General features: G+C 42.6%; 22 protein-coding genes. 14 read left to right on the top strand and 8 right to left on the bottom strand.

Annotation, left to right across the window (positions count from 1 at the left end):
- The first annotated feature begins 417 nt into the window (after positions 1 to 417).
- From yqeK to WA1_RS12265, 6 genes are all read left to right on the top strand, one after another.
- On the top strand, positions 418 to 717 hold the full coding sequence (gene yqeK / locus WA1_RS59675; protein WP_017749493.1) for a bis(5'-nucleosyl)-tetraphosphatase (symmetrical) YqeK: 300 nt from the start codon (positions 418 to 420) through the stop codon (positions 715 to 717).
- Positions 718 to 1,156: 439 nt separating this feature from the next.
- Complete coding sequence (gene rsfS / locus WA1_RS12285) at positions 1,157 to 1,618, top strand: ribosome silencing factor (protein WP_017749492.1); 462 nt, start codon at positions 1,157 to 1,159, stop codon at positions 1,616 to 1,618.
- 36 nt (positions 1,619 to 1,654) lie between these two features.
- Positions 1,655 to 2,155: a CGLD27 family protein gene (locus tag WA1_RS12280; protein WP_017749491.1), complete on the top strand. Its 501-nt coding sequence runs from the start codon at positions 1,655 to 1,657 to the stop codon at positions 2,153 to 2,155.
- A 119-nt stretch (positions 2,156 to 2,274) separates the two neighbouring features.
- Positions 2,275 to 3,228: an asparaginase gene (locus tag WA1_RS12275; protein ID WP_017749490.1), complete on the top strand. Its 954-nt coding sequence runs from the start codon at positions 2,275 to 2,277 to the stop codon at positions 3,226 to 3,228.
- A gap of 562 nt (positions 3,229 to 3,790) precedes the next feature.
- Positions 3,791 to 4,273 carry a group I intron-associated PD-(D/E)XK endonuclease gene (locus WA1_RS12270; protein ID WP_017749489.1) on the top strand — a complete coding sequence of 161 codons (483 nt, stop codon included), beginning with the start codon at positions 3,791 to 3,793 and terminating at the stop codon, positions 4,271 to 4,273.
- 47 nt (positions 4,274 to 4,320) lie between these two features.
- A complete protein-coding gene (locus WA1_RS12265; RefSeq protein WP_017749488.1) occupies positions 4,321 to 5,778 on the top strand; it encodes a YcjF family protein in 1,458 nt (485 codons plus the stop codon).
- Between the two features lie 150 nt (positions 5,779 to 5,928).
- Here WA1_RS12265 and WA1_RS12260 read toward each other — a convergent pair whose 3' ends face one another.
- The 3 genes from WA1_RS12260 to WA1_RS12250 all read right to left on the bottom strand — a co-directional run bounded on the left by WA1_RS12260 (position 5,929) and on the right by WA1_RS12250 (position 7,912).
- Entirely contained in the window at positions 5,929 to 6,639 is a 711-nt protein-coding gene (locus tag WA1_RS12260; RefSeq protein WP_017749487.1) for a 3'-5' exonuclease, read from the bottom strand.
- Positions 6,640 to 6,808: 169 nt separating this feature from the next.
- Positions 6,809 to 7,417, bottom strand: coding sequence for a hypothetical protein (locus WA1_RS12255; RefSeq protein ID WP_017749486.1), 609 nt, complete (start codon positions 7,415 to 7,417; stop codon positions 6,809 to 6,811).
- Positions 7,418 to 7,729: 312 nt separating this feature from the next.
- Positions 7,730 to 7,912, bottom strand: a complete 183-nt coding sequence (locus tag WA1_RS12250) for a hypothetical protein (RefSeq protein ID WP_017749485.1) — start codon at positions 7,910 to 7,912, stop codon at positions 7,730 to 7,732.
- Between the two features lie 89 nt (positions 7,913 to 8,001).
- On the opposite strand from WA1_RS12250, the gene WA1_RS12245 reads away from it, so the two are divergent.
- The 6 genes from WA1_RS12245 to WA1_RS12225 all read left to right on the top strand — a co-directional run bounded on the left by WA1_RS12245 (position 8,002) and on the right by WA1_RS12225 (position 14,505).
- The gene (locus tag WA1_RS12245) at positions 8,002 to 9,141 is read left to right on the top strand and encodes a DNA cytosine methyltransferase (RefSeq protein ID WP_017749484.1); all 1,140 of its coding nucleotides are present in this window, start codon (positions 8,002 to 8,004) and stop codon (positions 9,139 to 9,141) included.
- Positions 9,142 to 9,493: 352 nt separating this feature from the next.
- The gene (gene deoC, locus WA1_RS12240; RefSeq protein WP_017749483.1) at positions 9,494 to 10,174 is read left to right on the top strand and encodes a deoxyribose-phosphate aldolase; all 681 of its coding nucleotides are present in this window, start codon (positions 9,494 to 9,496) and stop codon (positions 10,172 to 10,174) included.
- Positions 10,175 to 10,276: 102 nt separating this feature from the next.
- Positions 10,277 to 11,203: a DNA repair protein RecO gene (recO, locus tag WA1_RS12235; protein ID WP_066612860.1), complete on the top strand. Its 927-nt coding sequence runs from the start codon at positions 10,277 to 10,279 to the stop codon at positions 11,201 to 11,203.
- The gene (locus WA1_RS12230) at positions 11,190 to 12,833 is read left to right on the top strand and encodes an MFS transporter (RefSeq protein ID WP_017749482.1); all 1,644 of its coding nucleotides are present in this window, start codon (positions 11,190 to 11,192) and stop codon (positions 12,831 to 12,833) included. The genes recO and WA1_RS12230 overlap by 14 nt, the downstream gene beginning before the upstream one ends.
- 234 nt (positions 12,834 to 13,067) lie before the next feature.
- Entirely contained in the window at positions 13,068 to 13,202 is a 135-nt protein-coding gene (locus WA1_RS59670) for a hypothetical protein (RefSeq protein ID WP_272819124.1), read from the top strand.
- A 154-nt stretch (positions 13,203 to 13,356) separates the two neighbouring features.
- Positions 13,357 to 14,505, top strand: a complete 1,149-nt coding sequence (locus tag WA1_RS12225) for a glycosyltransferase family 4 protein (RefSeq protein WP_017749481.1) — start codon at positions 13,357 to 13,359, stop codon at positions 14,503 to 14,505.
- Between the two features lie 386 nt (positions 14,506 to 14,891).
- Here WA1_RS12225 and WA1_RS58080 read toward each other — a convergent pair whose 3' ends face one another.
- Positions 14,892 to 15,056 carry a hypothetical protein gene (locus tag WA1_RS58080; protein ID WP_017749480.1) on the bottom strand — a complete coding sequence of 55 codons (165 nt, stop codon included), beginning with the start codon at positions 15,054 to 15,056 and terminating at the stop codon, positions 14,892 to 14,894.
- A 236-nt stretch (positions 15,057 to 15,292) separates the two neighbouring features.
- Between WA1_RS58080 and WA1_RS52685 the strand changes: the two genes are divergently transcribed.
- Together WA1_RS52685 and WA1_RS12220 are read left to right on the top strand one after the other, a co-directional pair.
- Positions 15,293 to 15,442, top strand: coding sequence for a tetratricopeptide repeat protein (locus WA1_RS52685; RefSeq protein ID WP_017749479.1), 150 nt, complete (start codon positions 15,293 to 15,295; stop codon positions 15,440 to 15,442).
- 15 nt (positions 15,443 to 15,457) lie between these two features.
- Positions 15,458 to 15,625 (top strand): hypothetical protein, encoded by a 168-nt coding sequence (locus WA1_RS12220; protein ID WP_158516632.1) that lies wholly within the window; start codon positions 15,458 to 15,460, stop codon positions 15,623 to 15,625.
- A gap of 61 nt (positions 15,626 to 15,686) precedes the next feature.
- On the opposite strand, the gene WA1_RS12215 is transcribed toward WA1_RS12220, so the two are convergent.
- The 4 genes from WA1_RS12215 to WA1_RS12200 all read right to left on the bottom strand — a co-directional run bounded on the left by WA1_RS12215 (position 15,687) and on the right by WA1_RS12200 (position 20,591).
- Positions 15,687 to 16,691, bottom strand: coding sequence for a hypothetical protein (locus WA1_RS12215; protein WP_017749477.1), 1,005 nt, complete (start codon positions 16,689 to 16,691; stop codon positions 15,687 to 15,689).
- A gap of 24 nt (positions 16,692 to 16,715) precedes the next feature.
- On the bottom strand, positions 16,716 to 16,949 hold the full coding sequence (gene secG / locus WA1_RS12210) for a preprotein translocase subunit SecG (protein ID WP_017749476.1): 234 nt from the start codon (positions 16,947 to 16,949) through the stop codon (positions 16,716 to 16,718).
- Between the two features lie 194 nt (positions 16,950 to 17,143).
- The gene (gpmI, locus tag WA1_RS12205; RefSeq protein WP_017749475.1) at positions 17,144 to 18,742 is read right to left on the bottom strand and encodes a 2,3-bisphosphoglycerate-independent phosphoglycerate mutase; all 1,599 of its coding nucleotides are present in this window, start codon (positions 18,740 to 18,742) and stop codon (positions 17,144 to 17,146) included.
- 163 nt (positions 18,743 to 18,905) lie between these two features.
- Positions 18,906 to 20,591: an ABC-F family ATP-binding cassette domain-containing protein gene (locus tag WA1_RS12200; RefSeq protein WP_026135321.1), complete on the bottom strand. Its 1,686-nt coding sequence runs from the start codon at positions 20,589 to 20,591 to the stop codon at positions 18,906 to 18,908.
- Positions 20,592 to 20,660: the final 69 nt, after the last annotated feature.

The raw sequence follows: 20,660 nt of genomic DNA, 5'->3' as shown, positions 1-20,660 counted from the left end.
CAACTCTGAAAGACCAGAGGATCTATTGGAGTCGAGACGTGCAGGTTTGGTCGCCAGAGTAGTTCTGGTCACAAATAGGCACAGACTAACTGTCTGTTACAGGGCAAGAAGACAGCAAACAAACTGTTCCTGCGGGAATAGGGATACCTTGTAGGTACAGAGTACCCCTCATAACAAATCTCAAAAACCAGCGTTGGAGTTAGCCTACCTATTTGGTAATTGATAGCCAAGTTTGGCGACGGTTTTGTACATCGCGCTTGTTAATATAGAATTATGAAGATTTAAATTACCGAGAGAGCTTTTCTGTCGCTAACTGCCGTGGAAATGCACAATGGCTTATGGGCGAACAAGTGATAGCTTGGCTTGCAGAAAATGTTCCATTGCCCAGACAAGGGCCATATTCTTAGGGCTGAGCAAATGGCAGCCAACTTAGCAGCACAACATAATTTAGATAGCCAAAAAGCCGCAACGACTGGTTTGATGCACGATTTGGCAAAGTACTACAAGCCCCAAAAACTTTTGCAGATGGCACGGGCAGAGGGATTGGATATAGATGAAGTGATGGCGGCAAATCCCCATTTGTTATATGCAGACGTAAGTGCTATCCTAGCAAGAGATACATTTGGTGTGAATGATGAAGAAGTATTGCAAGCTATAGCCAATCACACTTTGGGTAGACCGGGCATGAGTCCGCTTTCCTGTATCGTGTTTTTATGAAATAGCTTGGAACCCGGACGCGGCAACAGCTCCGAATTGCAAGCTTTACGAAAAACTAGCTGTGAAAATATCGATCGCGCTGTGTGGTTGACCTGCGACTCTACCGTGTGCTTTGTACACAGCATACGGTAGAGTCGCCCACAAGGTCTTTTATGAAAATACCTCTTTCCCACTCCCCACTCCCCACTCCCCACTCCCCACTCCCCACTCCCTATTTTCAAAAAGTTTAATTCATCCGCGAGTCATTGCAACGCGTAATTGGTTTCTCCGACGATGAAAATGGAATGGTATTAGGTGTAGAGCATAATGCACAGACACCTGTTTTTTTGTTAGTATTCAAAGAAACCAAGTCTCACAGTTGCAAATCCATTCCAGTTCTTGATTGTTTGACAGTACTTGTAAAAAAATATTACTAAACAGATACAGCAGCTGAGGTTTAATGACTGATTATTTTCCATCAAATTTTCCAAGACAATCTGTCACAGTGACAAACAGTTCGGCAGGAAGCCCACCCATAGATGATAACGATGCGAGTGGGAAAATGGCTTTTACTATTGCCGAGGCAGGGTCTGACCGTAAAGCAGGTGATATTATCATACTTAAGGTAGGCGATGTCTCTTACTTAGCGGACTACTTTGTCATGATGACAGGCTATTCCAGGGTACAAGTCAGGGCGATAGCCGATGCAGTAGAACATAAAATAGAAACTGAGTTGTCAAGACGCCCTTTGCGGACAGAAGGGAAAGCAGAAGCAACATGGGTGGTGTTAGATTACGGCGAAGTTATTGTTCATGTTATGTTTCCCAAGGAACGGGAGTTTTATAATTTAGAAGCGTTCTGGGGACACGCAGAACGTATAGAGTATATAACATCCGCAACAGGAGCACGTGAACTGGAGTAATCAGCTTTGTAAATCAGATGGTGGGAGTCAGCCAACATGATAAAGTCTTCGGTCTCAAATTGCCCAGTACCTACAGAACAACAACCGCTCAATGAGTACGAAGAATTAAAATCGTCCTGGCTATTTCGTGACTGTACCTTAAATTGGAGCGAGTATATCACTAAAATCGCGATCGTTTGGGGTTTATCGTCAATAGTGGCAGGACCGATAGCGGCAACAAGTTTTGCTCCACACAAGCACACAGTACAATTTATTTTAAGTAGTGCCGCAGGTGCGAGTGTCGGAGTCATATTAGTACTGGTGCGGTTATATTTGGGTTGGTCTTATATCCGAGACCGCCTGATGAGTCCGATTATCTTTTACGAAGAATCGGGTTGGTACGACGGTCAAACCTGGACAAAACCACAGGAAATCGCCACACGCGATCGACTGATAGTGACCTACTCCATCAAACCCATTCTCCAGAGATTACAAATTTCTTTCGCTGGCTTGGCTGTGTTGTTCGTTGCTGGTACGATAGTTTGGCACTTAGTTTAAATAGTCATTAGTCATTTGTCATTCGTCCTTTGTAAAAAATTAAAACCTAAGGACTAATGACCAATGACCAATGACTAATGACTAATGACAATTGACAAAATTATGGTAGATTTTCACCCATGACAATGGGAAAACGAACACAAGCCACCGCACTAGAAGTTAGGTTACTGCGAGAAGGCATTATAGAGTCAAAGCACATAGTCCAAGCAGTGATATGTGACGATCGCGGGCGGATTCTATCCGTTGCTGGCAATGCTGAAACAAGTACATTTGTTCGTTCAGCACTGAAACCATTTCAAGCACTTGCTGCGACTAGCATCGGTACACTAGAGCGCTATGACCTCAGTGACAAAGACCTAGCAATTATTACCAGTTCCCACAAGGGAACGATAGAACAAGTACGACAAGTATTTAATATTCTTTGGCGGGCTGATGTAGACCCTTCAGCACTCCAATGCCCTATCCCTGAAGGGAAACGCAGCCCTCTGGAATACAATTGTTCTGGTAAACACGCTGGAATGCTAGCTGTGTGTCAGCAGTGTAATTGGTCACTAAATAACTATTTGCAGCGCAAACACCCGGTGCAGCAATTGATTCTTAGTAAAGTATCAGAATTGCTGCGAATGCCATCCGAAGAATTTATCAGCGCCCATGACGATTGTGGTGCGCCCACCTACTTGTTACAACTTGGGCAAATGGGATCGCTATACGCTCAGCTAGCTTCTCGTAGCACCTTAGATATGGAGCGGATAGTCCGTGCCATGACCCATCATCCTGTGATGGTAGCAGGAGAGGGAGAATTTGACACGGAATTGATGCTCGCCATCCCAGGTGAACTGGTGAGTAAATCAGGTGCTGAAGGGGTACAGTGCATTGGCAGACTCGGTGAAGGCATGGGATTGGCAATTAAAGTTATTGATGGAGCAAAGCGGGCAAAATACGCTGCTGCCATTCATATACTTCAGCAGTTAGGCTGGATTACTCCCAGCGTAGCTGATGCCCTGTCGGAGAAATTTATGAACTTCGGTAAATACAAGCGTTTAGAAGTTATTGGAGAATTATCGTTTTTGTGAGGGGTTAGGGGTTAGGGGTTAGAGGCTAGGGTGTGAGATGAGCACAATTATGGGCATTCTTTTCCCTAACCCCTGACCGCCAATCTCTACCCCCTTCTAAAAATTTCTTTTTAGGACTTGTCAAATTTCTAAATCTGTTGCTATACTGAATAAAGAAGACGCAGCGACGCGGGATAGAGCAGCCTGGTAGCTCGTCGGGCTCGATACGTAAGACAAACTAAACGCTTGATAGTGAGTCTTGCAGTGGGCGGTACACGAAGAAACTTGTGTGCGATAACCTGTCAAACTCGGGGAAGCCATTAGCGCGGTAATCCCGAACCAAGCCCTAGAAATAGGGAAGGTGTAGAGACTGGTAGGCAGGCACCCTAACGTAAAGGCGAGGGTGAAGGGACAGTCCAGACCACAAACTGGTTAATCCAGGCAGTGAAAGCTGTAGATGGTAAGCATAACCCGAAGGTCAGTGGTTCAAATCCACTTCCCGCTACCAAATTAAAGAAAATCCCTACAATTATATAATTGTGGGGATTTTCTTTATTGAATGTACAGTGACTCCTAGTAGTGAATGGACACAAAATTAAAAGGAGACATAGCAGAGCAAGCCGCAATTCTTCATGCTCTTAAACGTGGTTGGGGAGTTTTGAAACCTGTTGGGGATCGACTTCCTTACGATTTAGCTTTTGATGTACAAGGAAATCTGATTAAAATCCAAGTCAAGAATGCCTGGTTTGATGAACCATCTGGCAACTATGTAGTAGATAATCGCCGTACTAAAACAAATAGGCGGCTTATGCTTCGAGACGTCTATAATCCTTCAGACTTCGATTTTGCTCTTGTGTATATCGAATCCCTCGATCTATTCTATGTTTTCCCTGTAGAAGTGTTCATTAGCTATGGTAGCGAAATACACTTTGTTGAAACAGATAAACGGCAGCGCAAGCCACGTTCTGCAAAATACCGCGATGCTTGGAAATTAATGGTGCAAGTTGCTGAATGTAAAGAAAAATTGGTGCATTCACCTATCGAGTTTGGAGAAGTGAGCTTGTGAGCTATTCTTAAGGAGAATCGATCCAAAGAGTACGGAGAACTAGTTTTGTGAAGTTGCGGCGACCAATTTTAGTGGGAGGATTGGGACTGTCCTTTTCCCTTTGGATGTTAGACAGTTTGCAAGATTCACTGCTACAGATGAGTGAATTTGGCTTACTGAGTCTCTTGGCAGTTGGCGGCGGTTTGTGGTTGTTCAAAAAAAACCGTCCTAAGGATAGTTCCCAACTGCTAGATTGTATGCCTGTAGATAGGGAAACAGTGGAAGTTGCTATTGCAAAAACCCAATCTGTAGTTAACCAACTAGCACAAGAAGCAGAAAACTCTGTGGAAATGCGACATATTGCTTCTCTACAAGAAGAACAAGTTGCAAATCTCACGGCGGAGTTAGATAGGCAAAAGATTCTAGCTACTGTGACTGGCGGGAAGTCAGTAGGTAAATCTACTTTGATTAAAGTGCTTGAGCAAAATGTAGAGACAGGATACATATCCTCCCTACATTTCCAAGAGACATCTCCTTTGTTTGTAGAAGCAGGCGAGAAGTCAGATGCCAATGTTTTTGTAGAAGCAAAAAAATCTGATATCGTCTTATTTCTAACAAATGGGGATTTAACAGATACTGAATTTCAGGGACTACAGCAACTAAAGGGTGCAAATCAAAGCACAGTCCTGGTTTTTAACAAACAAGACCAGTATTTGCCAGACGAACGTGTTAGCGTTTTGCAGTCCCTAAAACAGCGTGTACCTTCATCTGTAGTAGCAACTGCAGCATCTCCCCTTCCGATCAAAGTACGCAAGCACCAAGAAGATGGTTCCATACAAGAATGGCTGGAGGTACCAGCCCCAGATGTCCAACAGTTAACCCAGCACTTAGTTGAACTTTTGGCACAGCAATCACCGCAACTTGTATGGGGAACGACCATGAGAAAAGCTTTGTTGCTGAAAGCTGAAGCAAAAGACTTGCTCAATGGTATGAGACGCGATCGCGCTACACCAATTATTGAACAATATCAATGGATAGCAGCAGCTGCTGCATTTGCCAACCCAGTCCCAGCGCTTGATGTTCTAGCAACAGCAGCAATTAATGCCCAAATGGTTATGGATTTGGGTGGAATCTACCAGCAAAAATTTTCCTTGGAACAAGCACAAACTGTAGCTGGAACAATGGGAAGTTTGATGGTGAAACTGGGTTTAGTGGAACTTTCTTCCAAAGCAATTGGTATAGTGCTAAAGAGTAATGCTGTCACCTTTGTAGCAGGTGGTTTGGTACAGGGAGTCAGTGCAGCTTACCTAACCCGATTGGCGGGATTAAGTTTAATTGAATATTTCCAACAGCAGGAAATAGCTACAAATTCTGGAACTGCGTTAAATCTTGATAAGTTGGGGCAAAATTTGCAAAGGGTGTTTCAGCAAAGCCAGCAAATTAGTTTCTTACAGGGTTTTGTTAAGCAGAGCGTTAAGCGTCTTTTGCCAGAAGTCCCTGAAGCTGAACTGACTGTTGCAGGATAGTTAGACCTTTGTGCAACTTTTTACCAATCCATTACGCGATCGCTTAACTGTAGAATTGGCATTTAGAAACCCGGTATCTTCAAGATACCGGGTTTCTGCTCCCCTCGCGACCCTTAACTGAACCGTATTGGGTTATTGTTTACTAGCAACTTATTCAAGAATGTGAAGATTATCAACTTCGCACGTCCATTGCCCTTTGTCAATATAATAAATCCCTACCTCATTCTCTAAATCGTCATAAAACCGCACTTCGATTCCATCAGCACGAGAAATCCACATAGCCTCCCCAAAAAACTTTTGTACTGAGAAGCCCTGTGCAGGACAGGTACGACACCAAGCTTTCCATCCAGTTGTGTTCCAGCGATAACCTTCAGCCTTAAGCAAGTCTCTAATGGCATAGGTATTGCTTCCACCTCGTCCGTTTTGGTTACCCACCCTAACAGTGATGCGCCTTATAGAGGTAACTAAAGGTCTGTAGTCAGACCAATCGATTGTCAGAATTGTTCTTCTGCTCTTTAAATCCTCAAGGAAAAAAGATACGTTATTAGCCTCAGTAAGAATAAACAAATGCTCCACAGCACGAGTTAATGCGACGTAAAAAAGACGGCGTTCCTCTTCTACTACCTGTTCAATGGTATCGCCAAAAATACGAGTAAACATCAAATCGGGATGGAGTAAGGGGTAACAACGAGGAACGGCATCAAGTATGATAACTACCTTTTTTTCTAGCCCCTTGTACTTGTGAGCCGTTGAGCTATTTACCATATGCCTTACATCTTCAGGAAAGTAAGAGCGCACTAGTGTTAAGAAACTATTGAGAGTGCCATCTTTTGGTATATTTTGCTTTTTTGCGTAATTCACGTACCATGGTAAACTATTCTTGCGACTAAGTAAAATAACGTCTTTGTCGTCCTTAATAGCTTTGTTGATTAAGCGTAATACAGCAGGAGTTAGGCTATCTCCTGGATATTCCTCCTCCTTCGGGGTAGGTTTAAACGTTCCAAGATCAACAATTTCAACCTTTCCGACTTCACTTTAATGCGACAGTTTCCGAAGCTTTTTGCATCAGTCCATCAAAATCATCTTCCCCTGTTGCTTTAAGGTATTCCAGATAAGACTGATAAAATTTCTCTGCTAATTCCAAAAAATGTTGCTCGCTATCACTAGCAAATATATGATTGTCAATGATTTTAACTAATTTTTCTGGAGTTAGGGAAAGTTTGCGGCAGCGTTGTGTAAATCCCACTACTAATTTCGTGAAGCGGTCTATAGCGCGGTTTTTGATACGGTTCCAAATTTCTTCTTCACTCAAGCGGTTGCAAGTAATTCCGCAGTTTTCAAGGGATTGCTTTAATAAGGTACAAAAACCTTCTACCGTATCATTTTTTAAATGCTTCGGGGAGAATTCAAGCAAACGCCAGTTAGAGTTATTGTGCCAATACATTCTCTTTTCATCAGACATGGCATCGTAATCTGGGTCGCCTTCGAGTCCGAAATATTCGATAACTATCCCTTGGTTGTCTCCACTAAAAACTGTAAAGTCGGGACGGTAATTAACTCCATTCCACCAAAAGTTATGGTTATTACCAATGATTTCGACAAAACTTTGAACATTGTCAATCTGTGAACCGCTATCCATAAATGCCTGACTCTTACCCAACTGCTAGCAATGACTTAAATGCCTATTTCCAGTTTTCCCGCAGATTGGGCAGAATCTAACACTGGTTTCAAACAAACCTGACTCTCACTGGCAACCTCTCTACTACACCTTCACCAAGGGTTTATGGTTACTAACGGCGATCGCATCCCACAGATAATCTAATACGCATACAAGCAAATCCGAATCTGATACGTTACAGAGCACCAGAATACTTTAATTAGTAAAACCTTAAAATAAAATGCACAAGAGCGCATTCTACATCAAATCAAGATTGACTTTACGAATTAAATTCTAAAACCCATCCATATCAATTTCCGAGGATACGGTTACTCGCTGAGGAAAATCAGCAGCTTGCATATCAATAAGTTCTAGTAAAGCTTGATTGCAGCGTTCTGCTATCTCTGGATACTTATTGGCGTACCATCCAAGCGATGTCACAACACAGGGGTCACTTAAATCAATACCATATTTCATTAGTTCTTGAGTTTCTTGAACAGCCAGAATAAAAATAGATTAAGTAAAAAATGTCATTAAATTTTATCAAAGCGTGTCACAATTGTTAAATGAATTTTAGCCCCAGAATATTTTCCTTTTTTGCTGGTTCGGGTTTCCTTGATTTAGGTTTTGAAACGAGTGGTTTCAATATTGTTTATGTGAATGAAATTTTCTCCCCTTTCATGGAGGCATACCGCTATTCACGTTCTACTCTCAACCTCCCATTGCCAGAATACGGTTATCATTTAGGGGAAGAAGGAGACGTAACCAAACTGACTGAAGAAGCAAAAGTTGTTCGCTTGCGTGAATTGGTAGCTGATTGCCGTAAATCTAATAATATTGTGGGATTTATTGGTGGTCCTCCCTGTCCTGATTTTTCTATTGGTGGGAAAAATAAAGGGCAATTTGGAGAGCATGGCAAACTTTCTGCTGCTTATGTTGAATTAATTTCTGAAGCTTTACCAGATTTTTTTCTGTTCGAGAATGTTAAGGGTTTGTGGAAGACAAAAAAACATCGTTTGTTTTTTGAAGGGCTGAAGCAAAAGTTAACTCAAGCTGGTTATATCCTAACAGAACGGTTAATAAATACCATAGAATATGGCGTCCCGCAAGATAGAGAAAGAATTATTCTTATTGGTTTTCAAAGTGCGTTAATTAAGAGCTTGGGTATAGAACTAGATCGGAAAAAATTTATATCTATAGGGGCTTTTCCTTGGAAAAAATATATTGTGTATCCCAAAGAGAAAGTTTTTTCGCATAACTGGAGTCGTTCCGAACCCTTTCAAGAAGGCTCTATTTTGCCTTGCCCTGATGATATTCCTCAAGAACTCACTGTTGAGTACTGGTTTAGAAAAAATAATGTGCTGAACCATCCCAATACTCAGCACTATTTTCAACCAAGGGCAGGTATCAGAAAATTCGCTACTATTGATGAAGGAGATGTTTCCAAAAAATCTTACAAACGCCTTCACAGATGGCGTTATTCTCCCACAGCTTGCTACGGCAACAATGAGGTACATTTACATCCCTATAAAATGCGGCGAATCTCTGTTGCTGAAGCTTTAGCAATTCAGTCTTTGCCTGCAAGTTTTTCACTTCCAAAGAGTATGTCACTGACTAATATGTTTAAAACAATTGGTAATGGTGTGCCTTACCTAGCCTCAAAGGCATTAGCTCAAACTATTTTGGGTTTTTTAGAGGATATCTGAAAAGTTTTAGACGAATAGAATTCGATACTATACTAACGAAGTCCGCCTGCGCGGACTGGTGTTTAACCCGCGAAGAGGGGTTTTGCCTGTATAGCTGCGAATTCTATTCGCCCTTGAATCTATATTTAGTATAAATTAATACAATATATTCAAGAAGATCTGGGTACTCCAGAAACCCGGTTTCTCGTAGAAACCGGGTTTTTAAGCTAAGTTCATCTATATTTTACGGAGTTATAGATTACACTTAATAAAGGAAAAAGCTTTAACGGAAATTCATAAGAATTATGATTTAATTTATCTAAAGAGTTTTAAATTTCTTTATAAAGGTTAATAATCAAGTACTAAAAAAGCGATGGCAGCAGATTATACAGACATTGATATTGCGCCATTCATTGACCATGCTTTGCTGATGCCAACAGCTACTGTAGAGCAGGTAAAGCAATGGTGTGAAGAAGCAGACAAATTTCATTTCGCGGCAGTTTGCGTATACCCGGTACACGTAAGGCAAGCAGCAGAACTTTTGCAGGGCAAACAGCCTAAAGTCTGTACGGTCATTGGCTTTCCTACAGGCGCAGTGACTTCAGCAACTAAATTATATGAAGCTCAAGAAGCTGTGGAAAATGGTGCAACAGAATTAGATGTCATGCTCAACTTGGGATGGTTGAAAGCTGGCAAAAGTGATGATGTGCATCGAGAAATTGCTGAAATTTGTGAAGCAACGGGGCAAACATTAAAAGTGATTTTGGAAACAAACTTGTTGACTGACGAAGAAAAAAGACTGGCGGCAGAACTATCGATGGAAGCTGGGGCAGCATTTCTTAAAACTAGTACAGGTTGGAATGGTGGTGTAACACTGGCAGATGTCAGACTTTTGAAGGAAGTTGCAGGAGAAAGGGTAGGAATTAAAGCCTCTGGGGGAATTCGCACTATCGACCAAGCTTTAGACTTGATATTAGAGGGAGCCACTCGGTTGGGAACCTCGCGGAGTGTTGAATTGCTCCGACAGCGCGATAGGCTGGATCGTAGTAAGTAGTCATTGGTCATTAGTCATTGGTCATTAGTCATTGGTCATTGGTTACTCATATTTTTACAAAGGACAAAGGACAAATGACAAAGAACAAAGGACAAAGGACAAATGAGTAAAACTTATAAGACAACTGGAATTAATTTGAAAACCCAAGCGATAGGAGAATCAGATAGGCTAGTGACAATTTTGACACGAGAATTTGGTCTGATTCGCGCTGTTGCCCCTGGATCTCGCAAGCATAACTCTAGTTTGGGTGGTAGAAGTGGAATGTTTGTGGTGAATGAGTTATTGATTGCTAAGGGGCGATCGCTTGACAAAATTACCCAGGCCCAAACTGTAAAAACTTACCCAGGACTCGCAACAAATTTGGGAAAACTTGCAGCCAGTCAGTATTTAGCAGAAGTCGTACTGTGTCAAGCGTTAAGCGAGCAACCTCAAGAAGAACTGTACGAGTTACTTAACGAACACCTCAGCCGCATAGAAGAATTACCAAGCCATGAGCCATCTGCTGTCATAGCATATTTGGCACATGGATTATTTCACCTTTTAGCCATAGCAGGACTCACTCCACAGGTACAAGCCTGCTGTCTAACAGGAAGCATCCTGACTCCAGATTTTACAAACCCTGATTGGCAGGTAGGATTTAGCATTCCAACTGGTGGAACAGTTTGCCTAACAACATGGAAACGCTTGAAGGAAGAGGGGGAGAGGGGGAGAGGGGGAGAGAGGGGGATATCCTCCTTGATCGCCAGTTCCCAATCTCCACCTTCTGTCAAAGAAAATACTTCCAGTTACAAAACCGTTGTTCATCGGCAAGAATTACCAGTTATTTCCAGTCGGTTGGATGCTACAGAACTTTCAATACTCCAACAGTTATCACAACCAGAGATAATGCAAGATATAGCTAAAAACTATGGCTGGTTTTCTGTTGAGCAAATTTTGCGCCAATACGCTCAATACCACCTTGGTCGTCCTATTCGCTCTGCTGCTTTAATTGATTCTTATTTTGCTACCCACCATGATGCAACCGTCTGATTTGGATACAAAAATCCAGCCAATGCCACCAAGCCATGTCAAGAAACAAAGTAGGGCTTCGGTACACCAAGTGACAAATCACACTAGTGTGACTAAACCTGTTTCTAATCAGGTTTACCTCCAAGAAAAGTCAGCAAACGACCTTTCTGGCAAATATAGAGAAGGAACATCGGAAGTACTCAAAACCAATTTTACAAATGACTGTGAAAAAAAATCGGAATCTCAACCTACTTATAGTGATGAGAATGGCAATGGCAACGGTTCCGGACGTGCCCCAGCAAGAAATAACAATAATATAGATGCATCTGATTCTAATGGCAAGATAGCATCAGACGATAAACAAGACGGGGGATTTTTTCCAGTATTGAGAAATCCCAACTTTCTTGCTCTTTGGGGTGGACAAGTTTTTTGTCAACTGGCAGATAAGGTTTATTTGGTACTGATGATTGCCATCATTAGTACTCAATTCCAAGCAAGCGATCAGACTATCAGTGGTTGGGTTTCAGCGCTGATGATGGCTTTTACCATTCCTGCTGTGCTATTTGGTTCTCTTGCAGGTGTATTTGTCGATCGCTGGTCAAAAAAGGCAGTTTTGGTATCAACAAATGTTTGGCGAGGCATACTGGTTTTGATCATTCCGCCACTTTTGTGGCTCACTCAAGATTGGCAACCATTTCTGGGAGTTTTGCCAGTAGGGTTTGTCATTATTTTGGCAGTCACTTTTTTGGTGTCCACGCTGACACAATTTTTTGCACCAGCAGAGCAAGCGGCAATTCCTTTGGTAGTACAAGAGCAACATTTACTTTCTGCCAACTCACTTTACACCACAACAATGATGGCATCGGTGATAGTTGGGTTTGCGGTAGGGGAACCTTTGTTAGCTGTGGCAGATCGAATTTGGTTGCTACTCGGTGGTAGTCATGGGTTGGGGAAAGAAATAGTGGTTGGTGGTAGCTATGCGATCGCAGGAATTATTTTGTTACTCCTTGTAACTCATGAAAAACCTCACCAACCTGACGAAGAACCACCTCATGTTTTAGCTGACTTGCGGGATGGTTTTCGGTATTTGGGAGAAAATTCTCGTCTTCGTAATGCCCTACTTCAACTTATAATATTATTCTCCGTCTTTGCTGCTTTAACCGTTCTTGCAGTTCGGATGGCAGAATTAATTCCTCATTTGAAAGCATCTCAATTCGGCTTTTTGCTTGCAGCTGGTGGAGTTGGCATAGCCTTAGGCGCAACAATTTTAGGATTGTTCTGTCAGCGCTTCTCATACACTCAACTCAGTTTATTTGGTTGTTTGGGTATGGGAGCATCTCTCATCGGTCTATCGATCTTCACGAAAGAGCTTTGGGTTGTTCTGGCTTTGGTAACGCTAGTCGGTGCTTTTGGCGCATTGATAGGTATTCCCATGCAGACTGCTATCCAAACAGAAACCCCAGCAGAAATGCGTGGCAAAGTTTTTGGTTTGCAAAACAACGTTATTAACATTGCTCTTACCCTACCCCTAGCATTGACAGGTTTGGCAGAAACCTTTATTGGATTGCAGGCAGTCTTTTTGGGATTAGCTGCGATCGTCTTTTCAGGTGGTATATTAACCTGGTATAACTCCTCAAAGTTATCGCCATGAACTGCTTGTATCAGAAAGGATGAAAAAGCGCTTGGCGAAGCAGGCGATTGGCGATTGATTCCCCAGTCCCCAATCCCCAGCCACTATTTCTTAGAATTCTTGATCTTTGAATGATTATTTGAGTCAATATTCAGATGTTATTGCTTGCTTGTTGACTGAAAGCTTCTCTTTTCATGGTAAACTTACCACATTGAAGAGTTCTCTCATACTTGTTGTACCAGTGACCAGTGACCAGTGACCAGTGACCAGTGCGGTTCTCTCATACTTGTTGAGAATCGACAAAAACTGCTGCTGGACACGATCGCTAGTATCTGGGAAATATCTTGTGGAATTAATAATATTGAGAGAATAAGTGAAGTCAAAAATTGACTGTTCGGAAAGATATTAGTTTTTCTGTAAAGGCAGTTATTTTTGAATTATTTATGATGGTTCAATATCCAACAAGTAAAATCTCAAAAAGAACCGATCAAAAAAGACAAAAAGTTAATATAATTAATTTCGCTTTCCTGATAGCTAACAAAGAATGCGTATAGCCTGGATTGGAAAAAAATCTCCCTTTTGCGGTAATGTCACCTATAGCAGAGAAATTACAAACGCATTGCTAGACGGGGGACATCAAGTTAGCTTTCTTCATTTTGCTCAAGAAGAATCAGATTCGGACAATTGGCCTAATTGCCAAGAAGTAACTCTGCCCTTCATTTACAAGTCCCAGGTTTACACAATTCCGACTTTGAACGCGACTAAGGTTTTAACTGAGTCGTTGCGACGCATCAAACCAGATATAGTTCATGCATCGCTGACTCTGTCTCCCCTTGACTTTGTTCTACCGGAAATTTGTGAAAAACTGAACTTGCCCTTAATTGCTACTTTTCACACCCCCTTTGCAGGTAAAGGAGCAAAACTTGTATCGGGAACACAACTTTTAGCTTATCAACTCTACGCACCTTTTCTGGGCAACTACGATCGCACGATAGTGTTTTCCCAGATTCAGCGAGATTTGTTAGCACGTTTGGGAGTCCCAGAAGAGAATATCGCTGTGATTCCCAATGGTGTAGATGTTGTTAAGTATTCTCCCGGACTTTCTCACATCAAAGCTGAGTTTCGAGCCAACCGTCTGTTTGTCTATCAAGGTCGCATAGCCCCAGAGAAGAATGTTGAAGCTTTGCTGCGAGCATGGAAGCAGGCGGATATGGGTCCAAAGAGCAAGTTACTTGTGGTTGGTGATGGTCCATTAAAGCCATCACTAGAAACATTTTACGGTGAAGAATACAACATCATTTGGTTGGGATTTGTAGCAGATGAACAACGGCGCATCGAAATTTTACGAGGTGGCGATGTCTTTATTTTACCATCACTTGTAGAAGGTTTATCCCTATCACTGCTAGAGGCAATGTCTTGTGGAATTGCTTGTATAGCAACGGATGTAGGTGCTGATGGAGAAGTCCTAGATAAAGGAGCAGGAGTTATTCTCAATCCTAAAACAGTACGTTCCCAATTAAGAACACTTCTGCCACTGTTCCAAGACCATCCAGAATTAACAACTTTGTTAGGGCAAAAAGCCAGACAAAGAGTGTTAGATGGCTATACTCTCAATAAAAATGTTGCCAAATTGGTAGAACTTTATACTGAAGTTCTAAAGCAGAGCAGCTTTCAGTTCAGTCGCGGTGCTTAACAGTCACTCATAATATAAAGGATGTGGCGGATCGGTTATTAGAGCGTTTTACCGATGCCGATCTGCTACATCTGTTCAGAATTTGACACTCTCTGCCTAACAGGGAGATTGACAAGCTCAACAAGCTGCGATCGCTCGTCTGGAAGCGGAATTGAACAATGCCCAGGTAGAGGAGTCACGGGATCGCCGCTTGTACAATGAAATAAGTATAAAATGGGAAAATGTTTTACAATTACGTACTATGCACTGAGGTAAGCGCGAGTGGCTGAGTTGAACTACCCACGCAGTGAAGCGATCATTGGGCAACTCTAACTTTCAAGAAGCGGTTCGCCAGCAACTGCTAACTCGAGCAAAGCCGAACCGCAAGCAATTTGCTTGGAAGTAAACTACCATAGCATTATTGGTAACCCGGCAATGACACACGCAATACTTGTCCAAACAGAAAAGCCCTGAATGTCAGCTTCATCTAGAGCAGTACTCATTTGAATCATTGCCCCACACAACGCTAGCAGTAGCATCAGAAAAAAAGTCGCATATCCCAAATAAATCATTATTCATCCTCACTACATTTAGTTATCCGTTCTAGCTGAGGGAGAAAAGCAATTTCTCTGTCAAGAGTTAAGCATTGCATTGGGGAACGTACATCTGGAGAAAGAAATTGCATTGAACATGACTTTTTGCACTAGAATATTCGCCATCTTTGAGTACCTTTCAGAGAATTTTTTCTAGAATAAATGAGAATGACTGACCGTGTTATCCTATTTTTCATCTTAGTTTTGCAAGCAAAATGCAAGAACACCCGGAAGCACAAGCTAAAACTTTGTTTGATGAAGGTTTTCAGCTTTTTGAGGCAAGGAAGTATACTATGGCGATCGCTTCCTTGGAAAAAGCTTTGAAGCTCGATCCCACCTATAGTGATGCCTGGTGCTGTCATTGATTGGCTCTAGGACATTTGAAGCGCTACGCAGAGTCCCTGGAGAGTTTTAACCGTGCTCTTGCTCTCAGCCCTAGAGATCGCCGTGTCTTAAACAATCGTAGCTTAATATTGGCTGAATGGGGCAAGCATAAAGATTTAGATAGTTTGCGAAAAAATAAGCGGTTTCAAGCACTTTTGCAGTGATAACGACAGATTTAGATCCCTGACTTCTTGAAGAAGTCGGGGATCTGGCTGCCTTTCGCAATCAAAGTGGCGGACTAGGGTTTGCTACATTTACCAACCATCCCAAAGTAGTTGGCTGTTCGTAAACCCGCTTCAAAGTGTTCACATCTCGCGAAGAAATTGGTGGTGGATTGCGAACTTGGGAAAAGTACAAGGCATCAGTTTGTTGCGGACTATGCCCCCAAATGCCTAAAGCGTGACCGAGTTCATGTCGAGCTGCTGCCAAAACATACTGACCCGTTTGGCTCGGGCTTAGCAAAATCGTGAAGCGATGAGACAAAAGATTATTTTTGCTTACGTATAACTTGTAGGTAGTTTGGGCAGAACGCGCACGCTTAATTTTGCTACCAAGAGAAGTTTGAAGTGGAGGGGCTTTTCGCACAATAGTAATATCAGCTTCCTCTGGTTTTTCAATAACTTTCAGAGGCAAATACGCGTTCCATTCCTGCACTGCTTGTACAACAGAATTAACCCACGCCTCTGCTTGCTGGCTATTTATTGCCCTTGGCAGTTCCACATAAACTCGAACGGGAAATTGCGACCAAACTAAATAACCTTCTTCAACTGGTGCAACTTGTGCAAAATAATCTCCACTGTTTGTGGAATCTTGCCATTGTGCCAGTGTTGGTGGTAGAGGATGGGGTTTGGAGGGAGTGAGGGAGGGAGGGAGTGAGGGAGTGGAGGAGTGAGGGAGTGGGGGAGTGAGGGAGTGGGAGAGTTGAGGGGATGGAATTTTATAATCAGCCAGAATTGAGAGGTTAGTCAAAATAATAAGCAGTGCTGTAACAATCGCCATGACTAAAGAGGCAATTAAGCGCTGCCAAATAAAGATTTTTCTATTTATTTTCCTAAAAATGCCTAGTTTCATTCTTGTGGTACGGGCTTCTAGCCCTTGATACAGAACAGGCGGGCGAGGACACCCGCCCCACAAGATGGATAATTTATTTCTTGGAAATTCCTTTGCACCAACGTCAAAAACTGAGTTTCTTACAAAGCTCGCAATATATAACCTTAATTTTTTGGTCACTGTTCACTGGTCACTGGTCACTGTTTATTTCGGCAACCAACCTGCACTTAAAACTACTGTTAAACCCAGAAAAATGACTGTAAGCGCCCAAGTAACGCGGTTCAATGTATTTTCCGCACTCTTGGTGCTGCTAAATAATTGAGCTTGTCCCCCAATCGCGGCTATCCCATCTCCTTTAGGGCTGTGCAGTAAAACTAAAACGATCATTCCAAGTGCAGAAAACGCCCAAATGCCCTGTACAACGCTAGTGATGGTCATAAAATTATGAAGTATGAATTATGAATTGGGATATACAAATTATAAATTATGAAGTATGAATTATGAATCGAGATGTATAAATAATGAATCCTGAATTCTAGTAACTCCCGTATCATCATTCATCATTCATCTGAACACCGTAGGATACCGGACAATCCCCACCTTAGAAGGGTGGGGTAGTTGAATATTCTTTGTTACAGCCCTAGTTGTACGGGAGTGCGAGAAGCTTGCAGGTCGTACCCTGTTGGTTGTACTAAAGATTGTCCTGTCATTTCGGGTGGTTGAGGCAATTGCAAAATTTCCAGAATTGTAGGAGCAATATCTGCTAGTTTGCCATCGCTTCTCAGGATAACATTTGTGCCATGTCCCGGAATTTTTGCTTTTTCTCCTTCCACCAAAATCAGAGGAACGGGGTTGGTGGTATGAGCTGTCCAGGGATTACCATCACTATCTATCATGTGCTCGGCGTTCCCATGGTCGGCGGTAATAATTGCTGTACCACCTACTTTGCTAATACTTGCAAGTAGATGACCCAAACAATTGTCAACAGTCTCCAGTGCTGTGACTGTAGCATCGATTTTTCCAGTGTGTCCCACCATGTCTGGATTGGCATAGTTGATGACAACTAGAGAATAAATGCGCTTTTCAATGGCTGCTTTCGCCACATCTGTGACTGCTTGCGCTGACATTGCTGGGGTGGAATCATAAGTCGCGACCATTGGACTGCTCACCAGTTCCCGCTCTTCTCCCTCAAATGGTTCTTCTAAACCACCGTTGAAGAAGTAGGTAACGTGGGCATATTTTTCGGTTTCTGCAGTTCGGAACTGCTTTAGACCGTTCTGAGCAATAACTTCACCCAGAATATTGCTTAAATTTTGAGGCTCGAAGGCAACCCCAACTGCTAATTCTGGCTCGTACTGTGTAAAGGTAACAAAAGACAGTGGCTTTATGTGCTGTCTTTCAAAACCGTCGAATTCTGGACTGACAAACGCTTGGGTGAGTTGTCTGGCGCGATCGGGACGGAAGTTAAAGAAAATAACTCCATCTTCTGGCTCGATGGCTCCAGGTGCTATTCTCACTGGAACGACGAATTCGTCAGTGACACCCTCTGCATAGGAATCCTGTAGAACTTCCACAGGTTTGCGACCATCACCTGGTTCTGTCTGTGTCATCACATCGTAAGCACGTTTGACGCGATCCCAACGGCGATCGCGATCCATGGCGTAGTAGCGACCACTAATCGTCACTATGCGCCCAACACCTATACGGTCAATATAGTCTTGAATTTGTGCTAATGCTTTTACCCCGTCAGTTGGGGTAGTATCGCGACCGTCGGTGATAGCGTGTATGCAAACTTCTGAAATTAAGTGTAATTTGGCTAAGTCAATTAATCCGAATAGATGACTGAGGTGCGAATGCACTCCACCCTCGGAACAAAGACCCATTAAATGCAACTTGCCTTGGCGACTAGACACTTCCTGGCAGATTTTGACAAGTGCTGGGTTTTTGAGGATGGAACCGTCTTCTACAGCATCTGAGATGCGTACTAACTCTTGGGGTACAACTCTTCCTGCGCCCAGATTTAAATGACCAACTTCTGAGTTGCCCATTTGACCTTCTGGTAACCCCACCGCTTTCCCTGATGTTCGTATGAGGGTGTGAGGATAAGCCGCCCATAAGCTATCCATTACCGGAGTTTTAGCAACGGCGATAGCATTTCCATGAGTCTCCTCAGAATAGCCCCATCCGTCTAAAATGACTAGCACCACGGGAGCAATAGGTGCTTTGGTCATAGTATAATTGCCCTTTACTTTTTGTAATACCCGAATGATACCACTGCTAATCACAACCGCAAGTGAATTTGTGCTTATTTAAGTGTGATTAGCTGTTAGTTGTTAGTTGTTAGTTGTTAGTTGTTATACCATTAACTACTAACCACTAACCGCTAACATTTTGTTACTTTTTCTTTCCTGATGCTTTTGCTGCTTTTTTCGCTGCTTTTTCGGCTGCGATCGCTGCCAACCTTGCTTGTTCTTTTTCCTCTTCTATTTTCTCTAAGTAGTAGTGATAATTCCCTAAGTATACACGAAACTCACCTTCGCGAATTTCCACAATTTTGTTGGCTACTTGTGTTATGAAATAACGATCGTGAGATACGACTATAACTGTGCCATCATAATTTTGGATGGCTTCTTCTAACATTTCTTTGGCAGGTATATCCAAGTGATTTGTCGGCTCATCAAGGATTAATAAATTCACCGGCTGTAAAAGCATTTTTGCCAATGCCAGCCGCGCTTTTTCTCCACCGCTTAATGCTGCTACTTGTTTAAATACAGTGTCACCACTAAATAAAAATCGTCCCAAAATTGTCCGTACTTCTTCATTTTTCCAATCGGGAACTTCATCATGGATTGTTTCCATGACTGTTTTTTTCAAATCCAAAGCTTCTGCTTGGTTTTGTTCAAAATAACCGGGAATTACATTATGCTGACCCAGTTCCACGTTACCCTCTGTAGGTTTTTCCAGACCCATAATTAGGCGTAATAAAGTGGATTTGCCAGCACCGTTAGGAGCAACAAAAGCTATGCGATCGCCACGCTCAACCAAAAGATTTGCACCTAAAAACAAGATTTTATCATCGTAAGTATGGGTTAAATCTTTAATTTTCACCACCTCAAGCCCACTCCGAGGTGCAGGTGGAAACCGAAAGTGAAGCGTTCTTACGTCAGATGTTGGTGCGTCAATGCGCTCTACCTTTTCGAGTTGTTTTTCCCGGCTTTTTGCTTGAGTACTGCGGGTAGCACTAGCACGGAAGCGCTCGACAAAAGCTTGTTGTTTGTCTAGTTCTTTTTGCTGGCGTTCGTAAGCAGATAACTGTGCTGCTTGGTTTTCAGCTTTTTGCTGTAGGTATGATGAGTAGTTGCCAAGATAGCTGCTTGAAACTCCACGTTCGGTTTCCACAATTTGGGTGCAAAGCCGATCCAAGAATTCCCGGTCATGAGAAACAATCACCATTGGAGTTGTCAACCCTTTGAGATAATTCTCCAACCATTCAATGGTTTCTAAGTCTAAATGGTTTGTCGGCTCGTCTAGGAGTAATAAATCTGGTTGCTGCAAAAGAATTTTGCCCAAACCCATCCGCATTTGCCAACCGCCACTAAAAGCACTCACAAGACGCTCGCCATCTTCTATCTGAAAACCCATTTCTGGTAAAATCTTACCTATTCTTGTTTCCAACACGTAGCCATCTAATGCCTCAAACTGCCTTTGCAGACGGTCTAACTTATTAATCAAACGATCGAGTTGCTCTGGATTGGCGCTTTCCATGTCTCGCTGTACCTGCGCCAAATCTTGTTGCACTTGATTTGCTTCTTTAAAGACTGTCCAAAATTCTTCGCGAACGGTATGACTGGGATCGACCTCAAATTCTTGATTCAGGTAAGCAATATGCAAGCTAGCAGGACGTATTATCTCACCAGAGGTTGGTTCAATCTCCCCAGAGATAATTTTAAGCTGAGTCGATTTTCCGGCACCATTGACACCAACTAAACCTATGCGATCGCCCGGTTTAACTTCCCAGTTAACATCCTTGAGAACTTCGCCTGTGGGGTATATTTTACTGATATGTTCTAGTCGCAGCATTGAGTATCTCCAAGGTAGGGTATTGGCGCTTAAGGCGAAAGTGTTAGTACCGACTTTAATCTTAACAAA

Origin of the sequence: Scytonema hofmannii PCC 7110 (assembly GCF_000346485.2) — a bacterium.
GTDB classification, from domain to species: domain Bacteria; phylum Cyanobacteriota; class Cyanobacteriia; order Cyanobacteriales; family Nostocaceae; genus Scytonema; species Scytonema hofmannii.
Note: the sequence above shows the minus strand (reverse complement) of the source record. Positions and strands in the feature narration are given on the sequence as shown.